The 14476-nt window shown below is 67.3% G+C and carries 13 protein-coding genes; 8 read left to right on the top strand and 5 right to left on the bottom strand.

Annotated features, from left to right (window positions below):
- Positions 1-173: 173 nt before the first annotated feature.
- A complete protein-coding gene (locus tag C1I98_RS01550; RefSeq protein ID WP_111165243.1) occupies positions 174-356 on the bottom strand; it encodes a hypothetical protein in 183 nt (60 codons plus the stop codon).
- A gap of 602 nt (positions 357-958) precedes the next feature.
- On the bottom strand, positions 959-1909 hold the full coding sequence (locus tag C1I98_RS01545; protein WP_111165242.1) for an aminoglycoside phosphotransferase family protein: 951 nt from the start codon (positions 1907-1909) through the stop codon (positions 959-961).
- 437 nt (positions 1910-2346) lie between these two features.
- Here C1I98_RS01545 and C1I98_RS01540 point away from each other — a divergent pair, with 437 nt between their 5' ends.
- From C1I98_RS01540 to C1I98_RS01505, 8 genes are all read left to right on the top strand, one after another.
- Entirely contained in the window at positions 2347-2604 is a 258-nt protein-coding gene (locus C1I98_RS01540; RefSeq protein ID WP_199536653.1) for a hypothetical protein, read from the top strand.
- Positions 2601-3137, top strand: coding sequence for a DUF6879 family protein (locus tag C1I98_RS01535; protein ID WP_111165241.1), 537 nt, complete (start codon positions 2601-2603; stop codon positions 3135-3137). The genes C1I98_RS01540 and C1I98_RS01535 overlap by 4 nt, the downstream gene beginning before the upstream one ends.
- Before the next feature lie 10 nt (positions 3138-3147).
- Positions 3148-4017, top strand: coding sequence for a helix-turn-helix domain-containing protein (locus C1I98_RS01530; protein WP_199536652.1), 870 nt, complete (start codon positions 3148-3150; stop codon positions 4015-4017).
- 296 nt (positions 4018-4313) lie between these two features.
- Positions 4314-4487, top strand: coding sequence for an FxLD family lanthipeptide (locus C1I98_RS01525; RefSeq protein ID WP_111165252.1), 174 nt, complete (start codon positions 4314-4316; stop codon positions 4485-4487).
- 115 nt (positions 4488-4602) lie between these two features.
- Positions 4603-7677 carry a lantibiotic dehydratase gene (locus C1I98_RS01520; protein WP_158557851.1) on the top strand — a complete coding sequence of 1025 codons (3075 nt, stop codon included), beginning with the start codon at positions 4603-4605 and terminating at the stop codon, positions 7675-7677.
- Positions 7674-8930: a lanthionine synthetase C family protein gene (locus tag C1I98_RS01515; protein WP_158557849.1), complete on the top strand. Its 1257-nt coding sequence runs from the start codon at positions 7674-7676 to the stop codon at positions 8928-8930. Before C1I98_RS01520 ends, C1I98_RS01515 begins: the two co-directional genes overlap by 4 nt.
- A gap of 61 nt (positions 8931-8991) precedes the next feature.
- Positions 8992-11199, top strand: coding sequence for a methyltransferase, FxLD system (gene fxlM / locus C1I98_RS01510; protein WP_158557847.1), 2208 nt, complete (start codon positions 8992-8994; stop codon positions 11197-11199).
- 1 nt (position 11200) lies between these two features.
- Positions 11201-12295 carry a hypothetical protein gene (locus tag C1I98_RS01505; protein WP_111165236.1) on the top strand — a complete coding sequence of 365 codons (1095 nt, stop codon included), beginning with the start codon at positions 11201-11203 and terminating at the stop codon, positions 12293-12295.
- A 60-nt stretch (positions 12296-12355) separates the two neighbouring features.
- On the opposite strand, the gene C1I98_RS01500 is transcribed toward C1I98_RS01505, so the two are convergent.
- The 3 genes from C1I98_RS01500 to C1I98_RS01490 all read right to left on the bottom strand — a co-directional run bounded on the left by C1I98_RS01500 (position 12356) and on the right by C1I98_RS01490 (position 14341).
- Positions 12356-13243, bottom strand: coding sequence for a phosphotransferase (locus C1I98_RS01500; protein ID WP_111165235.1), 888 nt, complete (start codon positions 13241-13243; stop codon positions 12356-12358).
- 380 nt (positions 13244-13623) lie between these two features.
- Positions 13624-13824, bottom strand: coding sequence for a hypothetical protein (locus C1I98_RS01495; protein ID WP_146607232.1), 201 nt, complete (start codon positions 13822-13824; stop codon positions 13624-13626).
- 79 nt (positions 13825-13903) lie between these two features.
- Positions 13904-14341: a hypothetical protein gene (locus C1I98_RS01490; protein ID WP_146607231.1), complete on the bottom strand. Its 438-nt coding sequence runs from the start codon at positions 14339-14341 to the stop codon at positions 13904-13906.
- Positions 14342-14476 lie beyond the last annotated feature (135 nt).

The following is a 14476-nucleotide window of genomic DNA, read 5'->3' as shown; positions in this document are numbered from 1 at the left end:
GATCTCGCGATCATTTTCTGCACTGGCGCTATCAACAAGCCGCCTTCAGGGCCGCGCGCCGAGTCGCTATCCGGTCAGACCCCGAACCGGGCTGGTTGCGCCGCATGTGTCTGGCACTTCTGGCAGTGGCCCCGATGACGCCTTGAACCGCCACGATTCCGGCAGGCCGCCGCTCATGGCGGTACGACCGCCTCTATCGGGACGACCAGCGGACGGTGCCGCTCGAAGGCCGCGGCGTTCAGCGCGGTCCGCAAGGTGGCGTGGATCCGCACCACAGTGGCGGACGACAGATGGTGGCCGGTCGGCGAGGGACGGGACGTCAGCGTCGCGAGCAGTCCGTTGACTTCAGTGATCACCTAAGCTTGCTGCAGGGCAGCAGTGTTGCGACGACCCCTTGAATCCAAGCAGTACACCAGTGCCGCGTTCGCTGCTTTGGCCGATCGGCCGGGGGTGCGGTTGTCACTCGGGCGGCGGGGGCAGCGCTGGGACAACGCGGTGGCCGAGTCGTTCTTCGCCACGATCAAGGGCGAGGTGCTGGAGGGCCGGTTCTGGCCGACCTGGGCGCGATCTTCGAGTGGATTTGACCCGGTTTGGTGGACACCTGATCTCTGGGGAACCCGGGTTCCTGGAAGAAGGAGCCGACTGTGCCGAACAACGGTCCGCCGGATTTCGCCGGCAGATGGTGAAGCTGGTACGCGCCGGGCAGACGTGAAGGAGCCGGCTCAGGAGTTCCAGCCCTCCACGCAGTCGGCCCACACCTGGGTGCGCCAAGCCGACCTGGATGACGGCCGCCGCCAAGACGGCCTGGCCAGCACCGACAAGGACGAGCTGGCCCGGGTGCAGCGCGAGAACAGATTCTGCGCGAGGAGAAGTAGAACTTGCGAAGGCCGCAGGCGCTACACCCCCGTGCGACGTGACATGACCTCAGCGATGGAGGAGGCCGGGCCGCCGAGCCTGTTCATAGGGCCCCTTCAGACGCCACCGGGCATCGTAAGGGTCTTCTGCTCCCACGGACACGTGTGAGTTGGGCGGCGAATTCCACCTTCCGTCGATGGCGTTGTTTCCAGAGGACGGCGAGCCATCGGAGGGCGGTGGTGCGTTGGGCGGCACGGAAGCGTTTGATCGACGAGTGGTCGACTCCGAGTTCGGGTATGAGGGTGTCCCAGGTCTCGTCGCTGACGCTTCTGGCACTGATGTGCTCGATCAGGTCTGCGGCGTCGAAGGCGGGGCCGCTGCGGCCGGCGAACTCGAAGTCGACACAGCCGATCGTGCCGTCGTCCCAGAGCCAGTTGAGCAGGTTGGCGTCTCTGCGGGAGAAGACCGGCTCAGCGGGTTCGCTCAGGAGTTGCCGGTCTCCGGAGGCGTCCCACTGGGTGAGCAGGCGGAACATGTCGGCGGTGAGTGGGTCGTCGTGGTGATCGGCGAGTTGTCGCGGCCAGATGGTGGTCAGGCGGTGGATGTAGTGCGCGGCGGAGTCGATGCGGTCGGTCTCGGCGAGCAGGCCGCGCAGGGGGAGCTGTTGCAGGCAGGTGTGGGCGGTGGCCAGGGCCTTGAGCTGTGAGACGTCCGTGCTGTCCAGGTGCGTGCCGGGCACCATGGTCATGCCTATCGCCGGATGCTGGGGGTCTGGGGCATGCCAGAGTGGCAGGGGAACCTGTTCGATACGGTTTTCTGCCATGAGGGTCAGGGCTGACCATTCGCGGTCTGCCTGGCGTCGTTCATCGACCTTGTAGAGCTTGATGCAGGTCTCCTGGCCGGAGCTCGTCCAGCGGTAGACATGGTTGTTCCGGCCTCCGGTGAGTGGGCGCAGGGCCCATGCCGCGCACACGGTGTCGATCCCGGCTTGGTCGCCGCTGGCGAGCGCGGTGCGGAGTTCGGACAGCAGCCTGCTCGGTACTGGGGCATGCATGCAGACTCCATGATGATGCTGTGATTGCGCTGGTCAGCCTATGCATGGTCGGCTGGGTGTGCCGGGGTTCCGTTGGGGTTGGTCTGATGGGCGGCTGATTGTTGGACCGTGTGCTGGACGGCCTGCACGGTGGACATGGAGCCGGATCGGCGCTGGATAGAGTCAGTGGGCGTATTAGCCGTCCCTGCAGGTGCTTCTGGGCGACGATGCCATCGGAATCGGCCGGTAGGCCGGCCTCTGTTTCCCGTGCTGTGGTGAGCCTTGGCCCGGAAGCTGACGGGCCCGCGCTGCGCGGCTCACTTTTCTGGTTCGAGTTGTGTGCCCCGGTAGATACATAGGAGAGCCGAGAGCGAATCGGCATGGATGGTTGACCGTGCCCCTTGGAGCGTCGTTCTCTGTGTGAGAAAGTTCCCGAAAGCTTCTTCACGGAGGCAGGCATGAGGATCACCTTCTTGGGTTCGACCTCGCAGAACGGCGGCTCGCCGACCCTCTACGCGACGGACCGGAACAGTCTCGTGGTGCGCGGCTACCAGATCACGGACCCGCAGGCGCTCGCCGATCTCGGCGAGGTGCCCGCGGGCGAAGCCGACATCGAGATTCCGCTGGAGTTGCTGCGGTACTACACGCCGCCCGCCGCCCACGACGAGGCGACGAGTACGCCGACCGCGGAGGACAAGGCGAAGGAGGGGCGTTGACCCTGGTCTCCGGTGAGGCGTTCGGTGATCTGTTCAGGTCATTCGAGCGCACGGCGTTCCGGCTGGAACCGCGGGAGCGTTACAACTCTCCCGGTGAGCAGGAGCCGCTTCGCCGGTTCCTGGCCGGCGAGCCGGATGACCTGGGTTGGAACAGGCCCTGGCTTGATCTGATGGCCGAGCATGCGGCCAAGCGGAAGTTCGTGCATCGGGTACGGGTGGTATCGGTCCCGTTGTCGGAGTACTCACGCTTCGGCCTGTGGTGCGCGCAGTTCGCCCTCCAGGCCGGTGAGGACATCCGCTACCTTGATCGAGCGCGAGCGCAAGGCCTGCCGCAGGACGACTACTGGCTGTTCGACTCCAAGTGGGCCGCTGTGCTGCGATTCGACGACGATGACGTGCTGCTCGGCGCTGAGATCGTCACTGATCCGGCCACTGTCGCGGAGCTGGCGGCCGGTCGTGACGATGCCTGGCATCGAGCGGTCACCCGGGACCAATTTCTCGCAAGTCTGGCAGGGAGTAGGGCGCCTGAGTAGAAAAGGACGCGTGACCAGCGTCCAACGGGCCAGAGAGGCGCTCGGCACCAAGCTGCGCATCTTGCGCACTTCCGCCGGCCTGACAGGACGGGAGCTTGCCGAACGTCTCTCCTGGCCTGCCTCCAAGATCTCCAAACTGGAGAACGGGAAGCAGACTCCCAGTGAGGGCGACGTCATCGCATGGGTGAGCGCCACGAGCGATGACGAGCAGGATGCGGCATCGGCGCTGGCCATGCTGCGCGCCATGGAGTCGGCGCACGCGGAGTGGCAACGGCTGCTCAGCGGGGGCGCCCGCCACCATCAGAACACCTGGGCGGAGATGGAGCGTAAGTCCGCACGGCTGCGCGTCTTCGAGCCGGCCTTTGTGCCCGGCCTGCTTCAGACGGCGGGATACGCCCGGCATCGCCTTGCCCAAGCCGTCGCGGTGTTCGGCCTGGGCGACGACATCGACGATGCGGTTCGTGCCCGGCTGGCCCGCCAGGAGATCCTCTACGACCAGCGCAAACGCTTCCATTTTGTGATCACGGAGGCGGTTCTGCGATATCGGCTCTGCCCGCCGGCGCTGATGCTGGCCCAGCTCGATCGATTGGTCGCCGCCTCTACCTTGCCCAATGTCCGGCTGGGCGTGATCCCGTTCGAGGCGCCGTTCGTGATCGCTCCGGGCTCCGGGTTTTGGATCTTCGACGACCGTCAGGTCCTTGTGGAGATCTTCTCGGCTGAGTTGACCTTGACCCAGGATCAGGAGATCGACCTGCATGGGAAGGTGTTCGGGGCCATGGCCTCGGTCGCGTCCTACGGGGCGAACGCTCGCGCGGTCATCACCGGGGTGATGGAGGACCTACATGCGGGCCTGCCCGACGATGATGACGCAGACTCGTAGCTCGATGTTTCGCTGCGCCGCTGGATAAGGCTGAGTCACGAGAAATCTCTAGAAACATCCTCGATCCTCGGGCGGCGCGCATGCCACGCTAGCGGCGACATCCACGGTCCGTGCCTGGAGAGTGTCTGTGAGCACACCGTTCTCTTCCTGCTGCCGCAGGGCGTTGCGGCGGCACCTCCGTGCCACACCGGCAGGGGGGTCGAGCATCGCAAGGCCGCCGGGCTCGCGGGCTGACGGTGGCCTGCTCGCTCCAGGCCACGTTGCCGACCGGCCCTACGATCAGAAGGAGGGAGATCATGGCTGCTCAGACACCGAGTCTGACGGGCTCCGATGCCGATCTCGCGGACCTGTTCAGGTTGGACATCACGTTCATCGAGCACGGGCCGAACGCGAACGCAGTGATCGCCATGACGGACGACAACTGTGGCACCACCTGCCCGAGCACCTGCACCACTTCAGCCGGCGCATAGCCCGGCCCGCAGGCGCTTCCCGCGACGGTGGCAAGGGCCTGCCTTCTGGCAGCGCCTCTACGGCCAGCGGGTGCTCGTGATGCCGTCTGGTACGGATCGATATGGATTCCGGCGGATGGACACCGCGCTACTGCGAGCCACCACCCAACCCGGGGAACCGGCGCTGCCGCTGTGGCCGACGCCGGAGGCGGCGGCGAAGGCCGGACCTGACCGATGGGTCGCGTGGTTGCGTCAGACCTGGACCGACGAGCGGATCGCTGATTCCGTTGAGGTCGCCAGTCCAGCCTTGGCCGCTCGGATCGAGGCTGTGGTCGGCGGAGCGGTGATCGATGCGCGGCGCGCGCGGCGGATGGCGCTCGCGCTCGCCCGCTATGTACTGCGGGCCAGGTCACGCGCGATTCCGTACGGGCTGTTCGCCGGTGTCGTTCCGGCTGAATTCGGGACCGTGCCTGATGTGCGGTTCGGGCAGCGGCATCGTGGTCGGCTGAGGCCGAGTGCCGAGTGGCTGGACATGGTGACCTCTCGCTTTGAGCACGACCCGGTGCTACTGCCCCGCCTTCCCGTGGTCGCCAATACGCTGTGCCGGGCCGTCGGCGACCGGCTGCGGGTTCCCGCTCGGCCCGCCAGCGACACAGGCTCGCGCGAGGTTTCCTTACGGCTGACCCCTGCAGTGGCCTTCGTCATGGACGTTGCCGCATCGCCGGTGCCGTCCGGAGATCTGGCCGCGAAACTGGCGGCGAAACTTCAAGGCGCGTCCTTGGAGAAAATCGACGCGCTGCTCGGCGAGCTGGTGACGCGGCAGGTGTTGATCACCGCTCTGCGCCCGCCCGCGACCAGACCGGACCCTCTTGGATATCTCCTCGATCAGCTCTACGCGCTCGGTGCGGACACCTTGCCGCATCTGGCCCGCCAAATTCGCATGCTGACCGAGATCCGCTCAAGTATGGCCAAGTTGGACAACGTGCAGATCTTCTCCAAGGAGAGCCGGAGTTCGCGCGCCAGCGTGATGGAGAGCATGCGCGAACTCGCGCCGGCAGGCGACGCACCGCTGGTCGTCGATGTGCGGATGGACGGGCGCATCGTCTTGCCGGACACGGTTGGCCGTGAAGTAGAGAGGGCCGCCGAGGTACTGGCCCGCCTTGCCGCCTACCGGCAGGGCACGCCCGCCTGGCACGAGTATGCCGAACGGTTCGCACGCCGATACGGGCCCGCGGCCCTGGTCCCTGTCACTGAACTCGTCGATCCCCTGCTGGGCATGGGCTACCCGACCGGATATCCCACTTCCGCGCCAGCGACCCCGCCGACACTCACGGTGCGTGATGAGCGTCTACTCGCATTGGCACAGCGTGCGGCACTTGATGGTGCCACCGAGGTCATCCTGACCGACACGATGCTCACAGAGCTGCGGACGTCGGAAGAAGAAGCCCATTCCCGGCTGCCGCCGCATCTGGAACTCAATGTGCAGGTGTACGCCGAATCGCTCGACGCCCTGGCGAAGGGAACATTCACGGTACGAGTGCTCGGTGCCTCACGCGCGGCCGGAACCATGACCGGACGCTTCCTCCCCCTGCTGGAGCCGACAGACAAGGCGGGATTGGTCGCCGCGCTCACCCGCCTGCCTACCATCACGGACCAGGCGACCACCGTCCAGTTGTCATTCGCACCGCTACACGTCCGGGCCGATCACGTGGTGCGCGCTCCCCGCCTATCGCCGTCTGTCATCAGCCTTGGTGAACATCCCGACCCGGCAGCGGACCAGGTCCCGCTGAAGGACGTGGCGGTCGGCTGCACAGCCGACCGTCGATTGTTCCTCGCCTCGATGTCCCGGGAGCGCGTGATCGAAACACTGGCTCCGACGTCCTTGAACTACCGGTCCGCCGCGCACACTCCTCCACTCGCCCGGTTCCTGGCCGAGATCTCCCGCTCCTCCACCACTCAGGTCACCGGATTCGACTGGGGTGCGGCCGGTGGGCTGCCGTTTCTGCCCGCGCTGCGGTACGGCCGCATTGTCTTGAGCCCTGCTCGCTGGAGGCTGTCCCACGCCGATCTGCCCGGTGCGCAGGCGCCCTTCGCCGAGTGGATCGACGCTCTGTACGCCTGGCGTGAGCGGCGCCATGTGCCGACCCGGGTCCTGCTCGCCGAAGGCGACCAGCACCTACTTCTCGCCCTCGATCAACATGGTCCGGCTGAGCTGCTGCGCGATCATCTGAACCGCGCCGGGCGGGCGACTTTGATCCAGGGGCCCGAGCCCAGCGACCTCGGATGGTGCGAAGGGCGGGCCCACAGCCTCGTCGTCCCGCTCGTCTCGACCCAACCTCCGGCGCCATCGCCCCATGTGGGTGCTTCGACAGTGATCCGCCTGCGTGACCAGGGATCCATGCCGGGAACGCGACCTCGTTTGGATGCCGAGCTGTCAGTCGCCGCTGATGTACGAACCCAGGTCCTCCTCCGCATACCCGACCTGATGAAGTCACTCAGCCCTGTCACCGTGTGGTGGTTCGACCGCCACGGCGACCGCGAGGCGGTCTTGCACTTGCACATCGTGCTGCCCGGGGAAACGGGCTTCGGGGAGGCGGCCGAGGCCCTCGGTTCGTGGGCCGGCGTGCTTCGCGCGCAGGGGCTGCTGCGCGAACTCCAGCTTGCCGGTCATACCCCCCAGGTCGGGCAGTGGAGGACCGGTGAGGTATGGGCCGCGGCCGAGCGTGTGTTCCACACCGACTCCCGGGTGGTCCTCTCCCAGCTCACCATGCCCCACGGATTCGACGCGGCAGTAGTCGGCGCGGCGAACCTCGTCGCGTTGGCCACCGGTTTCCTCGGTGCTCCTGATCAGGCGATGCGCTGGCTCGCCGGCCGGCCGCGGCTTCGCCCTGCCCTCTCGCCCGTGCCCCGCCGAGTCCATGCCGACGCGGTCCGTCTCGCGAATCCGGCTGGGGGCTTCGCCGCCCTCCATCTCGGGCTCGGCAGTACACCGGCCGATCGTGAGGCGTGGCAGGAACGCGCGCAGGCACTTGATACCTGCCGGCACATGGCACGCCAGGACGAACGCAATGACCTGGATGCGATGCTGGCTGCGCTGTTCGACGCCCACGCCCGGCGGGCCTTCGGCGCGGATGACGTCCAGCGCCACTTCAGCCTGCATCTTGCGCGTGCCGCCGCTCTCTCTTGCCTGTACGCGAAAGGAGCAGCGTGACCTCGACCGCCCCAGCCGCCCAGTTGTCGGCCGCTAGCGGGGCCGCCGAGCAGATCGCGGATCGACTCGCCGAAGAGCTCGCCGTACCGCCACGGCTCGATGACCGGTTGCCGGGGTGGTGGCCGCAGTCCCTCGCCCACGGTGGTGTCGGCATCGCGCTGCTGCATATAGAGCGCGCGGCGAGCGGCAGGGCATCCTGGGGCCCGGCTCAGCACTGGCTGAGGTTCGTCACCTCCGGCGAACTCAGCATCGGCACCAACGCCGGGCTCTACTTCGGAGCTCCTGCCGTGGAGTTCATGGTCCACGCCGCCGCGCCGCATCTCCACGGCCTGGCCGAGCACAACCTGCCGACACTTCAGGAGGCCACTGATCGCGTCATCGGTCACCGCCTGGAGGCGGCTCGGCACCGCCTGAACGTGCGGCGGCGACCGACGCTGGCCGAGTTCGACGGCATCCGCGGCCTGGCCGGACTCAGCGCCGTCCTGCTCTGTCGTGCCGACCCCGCCACCGGCCCACTCGACCAGGCGCTCGCGCACCTGGTGGCGGTGACTGAACCGCTCATGGATGACCCGGACCTGCTGCCCGGCTGGTGGAGCGATATGGCGCCTGATGGCACGCTGTCCGTCGAGTTCACAGGCGGGCACGCCAACACGGGGATGGCGCACGGAATCGCCGGTGTGCTGGCCGTGCTCGCCATGGCTCTCCAGCGGGGATTCGCCGTCACCGGGCAGGCGACCGCCATCGCACGAATTCTGGCCTGGCTGGATCGCTGGCAGCAGCAGGGCCCGGCAGGTCCATGGTGGCCGTACTGGATCACCCGACCGATGTTGCGCACAAGCGGGCCCATCGAGCGGCGTCCACAGCGTCCCTCATGGTGCTATGGAACTCTGGGCGTGGCCCGCGCCCAGCAGCTGGCGGCGATGGCGCTCGGTGATCCACACCGCCGAGCACATGCCGAGGGCGCCGCCGCGGTGGCCCTATCCGATCCGCACCAGCTTCGCCTCATCAACGACTCCTCCCTGTGTCATGGGTACGCCGGAGTGATCCACATCGCCGGGCTGATGGCCACCGATTCGCCTACGCCGCGCACGCTCGCCAGCACGATCGCGCCTCTTCTGGAGCCGCTCACGCGTCACCTCACCAACCAGCAGGACCCCGGCTGGATGGAAGGCAAGGCAGGCATCGCCTTGGCCTTGCACGCGCTGGCCGTACGCCCGCGCACCGGCTGGGATCGCGCGCTACTGATCGCCTGACCCACCACACCCTCAATCGGGGAGCCGCCCGCTCATGACATCACAACGCCTCGGACAAGCTGTGCTCGCCGTCCTGGCCGGGGAGTCCTGCGAAGTCGCAGCCGACCGCTTCCAGTACCCCGAACCCGATCTGCGCAACGCCGCTGAGCTGTATCGGACGGCCGGCGAGGCGGCGCTGCTGCGCCTGGCCGAACGGGCGGCCTGGCTCCAAGTCACCCTCACCAGCACATGCCAGGACACCACCGGCCCCGGACTCTCGCGCACCGCGCTGGCCCGGCTCGCGACCGAGCTGAGCAAGGCCGAGGACGACTACGTGATCGACGGCTACCACTTCCTGTACAAGGAGGGCGGGCTACGGTTGCGCGTCCGCCCCAACAACGAAGCGGCAGAACACCGGCTGACCAGCATCTTGAACAACCTCACCGCTGCCAGCCAGATCAGCGGATGGACGCGTGGCATCTACGAACCGGAGGAATACGCCTTCGGTGGCCCGGCCGCCATGGAAGTGGCTCACACGCTGTTCTGCGCCGACTCCCGCATCGCCTTGACCACCGCCGGTGCCGTACCCACTCCCTACAGACCAGGTCGGCGCGAACTCGCGGTCCTGCTGGCCAGCGCCTTTCTGCGCGCGGCAGGCCTGGACTGGTACGAGCAAGGAGCGGTATGGGCGTTGGTCGCCGAACACCGCCCAGCGCCGCCGTCGCCGCCGCCCGGACAGGTGGTCGATGCGCGAAGCGCAATGCGCCGTCTGATGACCACCGTCCCTCCGGCGCATCGAGCCGGTGCGTACTGGACCGCCCGGCTGGCCGCGTTCGAGGCCGCCGGACGCCGACTCGCTCACCTCGCGCGTGCCGGGCAACTGCAGCGAGGCCTGCGCGCCGTCCTCGCCCACCACCTCATCTTCTCCTTCAACCGGGCAGGGCTGCCCGCCGGACAACAGGCCGTCCTTTCCTATCTCGCGAAAGAAGTCATCATGAACGAACCAGCCATCCCCACCTCCGAGGACGACAAGAGCATCGCTGCCCAGGCGGAAGCCCCCGCCGACGCCGAAGACCAAGCCATTCGACTCCGGGCCCACCTGGTCGCCGGACTACGAGAGCGTGGAGTGATCCATTCGTCGCGTATCGCCGACGCCATCGCGGCCATCCCACGGCACAAGTTCGTCCCCGGTGTGCCCCTCGTGGACGCCTACGCGGACGCGGCGATCTACACCAAACACGACCGGAGTAGCGGCCAGGCGATCTCCGCCGCCTCCCAGCCCACCATCGTCGCCATGATGTTGGAGCAGCTCGATGCCCAGCCCGGCGACAACGTGCTTGAGGCGGGCGCCGGAACCGGCTACAACGCCGCCTTGATCGGCCACCTGGTCGGCCCGCAAGGAAACGTCATCACGCTGGACGTGGACCACGACCTCATCGCTAATGTCCAGGCGAACCTCCAGTCGGCCGGCATCGGCAACGTCACGCCGCTCGTGCGAGACGGTGCTCTTGGCCACCCGGAAACGGCTCCCTACCAGCGGATCATCGCCACCGTGGGCGCGGGTGACATCCCTCCAGCCTGGCCCGATCAGCTCGCTCCCGACGGACTTCTCCTCGTGCCGCTCCGAATCCGCGGCGGGGTCTCCCGCTCGATCGGATTCGTCCGTGACCAGAGCGAGGGAGTCGAGCACTGGCACGCCACCTCTCATGAGATGTGCACGTTCATGCCGCTGCGCGGCATCGCGGATGACGCTCGCCGCGTGATCCCCCTGACTGATGACGGCCAGGTCAGCCTGCACACCTACCGTGATCAGCACATCGACTCCGATGCGCTGGCGACCGTCTTGCGACAGCCCGCCACCGAGATCTACACGGGGGTGATCTTCCGCAAGGGGGACCCATGGGAGTTCACCAACCTCTACCTGGCGTGCGCGCTGCCCGGCGGGATCGTGCGTATGCCCGCGGATGGCCCTGCCGTGCGATCGGGACTGGTACGGCCCCAGTTCCCCTGGGGAGCGATGGCGGCCGTGGACGGCGACTCCGTCGCCTATCTCACTCTGCGTGCGGGGCACGATGATGAGGGTCCTTACTGGGAAGGAGGCCTGATCGGACACGGCCTTCGCGGTGGTGAACTGGCTGCCCAGGTCGCCGAGCACCTGCGGGTATGGGGCCACGAGTACCGTGACACCAAGCCGACGATCCGCATGGCGCGTGGTGAGCATCGCGCCTCGCTGACCGGCCAGTTCGTCATCGACAAGCCCCACGTCCGGCTGGCCATCGACTGGAACTGAGATGAACCGGCAGACGATAGCCCGCCGGTTCCCGCTGGTCTCCCGCTCCCGGCCCCCGGGCCTCGCCCTTGCAGCCCGGGTCGCCGAGCTCCGGAAGATCGCCGAGGAATCGTCCGGGCTCGACGACCACCAGCGAGTGATCAGGGCCTGCGAGGTGTGCAACAAGGCGGCCTTGATCGCTTCGGACTGCGCTCTTCCGGAGCTCGCCCGCGAGCTGTGCTGGCGACAGTACGACGCGTTCACTCAAACCCGTCCCCTCCCTGTATGGGCGGGGAAGCTGGCCCTGCAACCTGTACTGAACATCGCTCGCCAACTGATTCGCGAAGGCGATGGGGATGGTGCTTACCAGGTCCTCCACGGGCTCCTCATCGCCGCCCTGAACCGAACCGACACCGAGATCGTCGGCCGGCGGGTCGATCTGCGAGGGTTGACCGAAAGCCCGGACGATCACGAACTGTTGAGCAAGCTGCTGTGGGCGGCACTTCTCGCCGACGGCGCCCGTGCGCTCGCCCTGGCCGGACGCTGGCAGGAGGCCGCCGAGCATGCCGCCAAGAACCGCGGCGTCGGCACCCGCCTGCTCGACGGTCGCCAAGTCACCATTGTGGCCCTTGTAGAACGCGGCGACATCGACAAGGCCGCTGCCATGGTGGACGAGACCTTGCCCGCTGAACTCTGGGAGAAGGCGGTGGCTGGCTTGCTACGCGTCTACTGCCTACAGGCGGTGGGCATCGGTACCGATGAGGACACCACCGCGATGATCCTGCGCACCCTCGAACTCTTTGAGTATGCCGACCCCTCGACGGCGGTCTTCCGCACACGGGTCGGCATGACCGCACTCGACCTGACCGCGAGCTACGGCCAAGAGCCTGCCCTCCGCTTGCAGAGGGCCGTGATGACCGGAGCGATGTCGGACGCCTACGCCAGCCGAGAAGTACTTGGGCACGCCTCTCTTCGCTCGGCGATGACATCGCGGCAGCAGCGAGCGATGCAAGCCATGGTCCAGGCGGCCGGCCTTGGAAGCGGCGCGATACCGCACGGTCTTCTGGTCGATCTCATGGCCTCGGTCGCCAGAGCCGAAGCTCAGTTGATCCCATGACCGGTGTGGCCCTTGAGGTAAGGGAGTCGATCTATGCATCTTTTCGCTGCACAGATCCCGTCATGCGAGCCGGTGCTTCAGCCAGGTGTACCCGGCCCTGGCTTCACTTTGATAACCAGCGCGGGCGGACTCGGGTCCGTACACAGCCTTGTAGAGGCGGAACAGAGTCCATAGTGCTGCGAGCCCTGTCACCAGATCGCCTGGCGCGGATCGCCACTCCCTCATGTCCATCAGCGAATTCTCCGCCTGCTGCGGGGGGTGACCGGCGGAGATCAGCCACGGCGTGAACATCACGGCGTCGAACCACGTAGCGCCCTGGCAGGCGAATCCCCAGTCGAGCACGAAGACGCTCCGGCCCACCATTCGGAAAGCCCCCGTGTGCATCTCATAGTGCAGCAGCGTGTCGCCCTCCAGTCCGGCCACATCAAGCCCGTCGAGCGCGGCTCGATACATCGCACGGTCGCCTTTCGGGAGCGCGCTGTCGTCGTCCAGCATGGCGTACGCCTTGGCGAGCATGCGTGTGATGTAACTGGACAATGGCGGCACTCCCGGAGGACACGGCGTGAGCAGGTCGCCCAACCGCGCAATGGTCGCCAGTACTCCGGGGACGTCCCGGGAACCAGGTGACAGGACCGCCGGTGATCCGTCCACGTAGGTGTGGGCGAGCGCGATCCATCCGTGATCAGCGCTGGACCACGGCATGCGCGGGGCCGGCACGACGATGGGCAGGATCCGTCCGGCCTGGCGCTCCCGCTCGTACAGCCAGGCGGCCGGATGGTCGGCAGGGCACGCCTTGAGCCATGTGCCCGCACCGGACTCGTGCAGCAGCCGGGCCGTAACGCAACGCGCGGGGCCGATGGCCCTGGACTCCGCCTTGACCACCGCGCCAAGGTACGTCTCCATGTCGGCGCGGAGCGGCTGCGGCAGGTTCTCCCATCGCATGCGCATCAGCGCTCCTCCTTTCACCGTTCGGGGCGACAGCTCCTTCGGGCGGCTCGTCGGCTTGGGCGGGAGCGGCCATCGCTGACTTTCTGCAGCAGACGTGTCCGGAAGACGCTCAGGCGGTCCAATGGCAGCCCTCTTGGAAAGGGCGCGGGCGGGCGGCGAACCTGGGGGTGGTGGACCGCCCGCCCACGCGGGCACGGGAGCTACCAGACTCCCCGTGCGGCGCGGTCCGGCCTGGGAAGGTATGGGGCCGCCGCGCGTCTTGGGTGGATGGGTGGCGCGGGCAGGGAGAAGGCCTCGTACCTGCCCGCGCCGGGCGGGCCCCCGACGGCCCGCCGTACGGCACGGCGGCGCCCATATCCGCACCACGCCGCCGTGCCCGATCATGGAATGCTCTCCCAGGCGTCACCGGCCACCGCGACGGTCGCGCCGTTCTTGCGGTAAGCGGTCAGCAGCGTCTCCCCGTACTGGTAGCCGATGCCCAGGACGGATAGGCGCGCGTACCGTACGCGGCCACGACCTGACGGGAGGGCGTCGAGGGTCTCGAACATGGCGGTCTCGGCCGTCTGTTCGTTATCGCTCACACCGCCAGCGCTGTGGTCGTGGGCTTCGACCTCCCAGACCACGAGGAGGGGGCGTGCGGTGCAGCCGAGGTGGGAGCAGTCAGACGGGAGTTGCGTCATGGGGCTCCTCCGCGATCTGCACTGGGGTCAGCAGCGCGTGGTCGTCGACCAAGGCTTCGGCGGCCCCGGCCACAGTGCCGCGATGCACGTAAAGCGGGATACCGGGTCTGAGCTCACGCGGGCTGTGCCACCAGATCCCGTCCTCTTGAACCATGGCGACGAGACCGTGGCAGACCGACACCAAGACTCTCCTCTGATCGTTGGTGAGGTCGGTGTGGATACCGTGCGCGGCGAGCGCGTCCTGAAGCCTTCGGGCGGTTTCCTGTAGAAGTGGAGGTGCCGAAGGTTTTGGGCGGGTCGGCCGGTAGACGAGCATGAAGGCGTTCATCAGCCGGCCGCCGGGATAGTTGCGTAATCCAGCTCGGTGGTCTCTGGCGCTCTTTGGCCCGCTGTGGCGTAAGGCATGATCGACCTCCAATTGTCCGTTATGGTATGAACGGGACATTTCTGTTACTCGGTCGTCCCGAGTGTGCGGGATTCTTGGCACCAAAGAATCTGCGGCCTGGTCACCACGAACAACCCGCCAGAACGGGGAACATGATGCCGGGCATCC

The sequence above is a fragment of the Spongiactinospora gelatinilytica genome (assembly GCF_003236385.1).
Classification (GTDB): Bacteria; Actinomycetota; Actinomycetes; order Streptosporangiales; family Streptosporangiaceae; genus Spongiactinospora; species Spongiactinospora gelatinilytica.
The sequence above is the reverse complement of the archived record's forward strand: the minus strand, read 5'-3'. Positions and strand labels throughout refer to the sequence as shown.

Coding starts and splice junctions, on each gene's coding strand:
- C1I98_RS01545 (WP_111165242.1), bottom strand. CDS start 1,909: ATGCATGCCCCAGTACCGAGCAGGCTGCTGTCCGAACTCCGCACCGCG.
- C1I98_RS01540 (WP_199536653.1), top strand. CDS start 2,347: ATGAGGATCACCTTCTTGGGTTCGACCTCGCAGAACGGCGGCTCGCCG.
- C1I98_RS01525 (WP_111165252.1), top strand. CDS start 4,314: ATGGCTGCTCAGACACCGAGTCTGACGGGCTCCGATGCCGATCTCGCG.
- C1I98_RS01520 (WP_158557851.1), top strand. CDS start 4,603: ATGGACACCGCGCTACTGCGAGCCACCACCCAACCCGGGGAACCGGCG.
- C1I98_RS01505 (WP_111165236.1), top strand. CDS start 11,201: ATGAACCGGCAGACGATAGCCCGCCGGTTCCCGCTGGTCTCCCGCTCC.
- C1I98_RS01500 (WP_111165235.1), bottom strand. CDS start 13,243: ATGCGCATGCGATGGGAGAACCTGCCGCAGCCGCTCCGCGCCGACATG.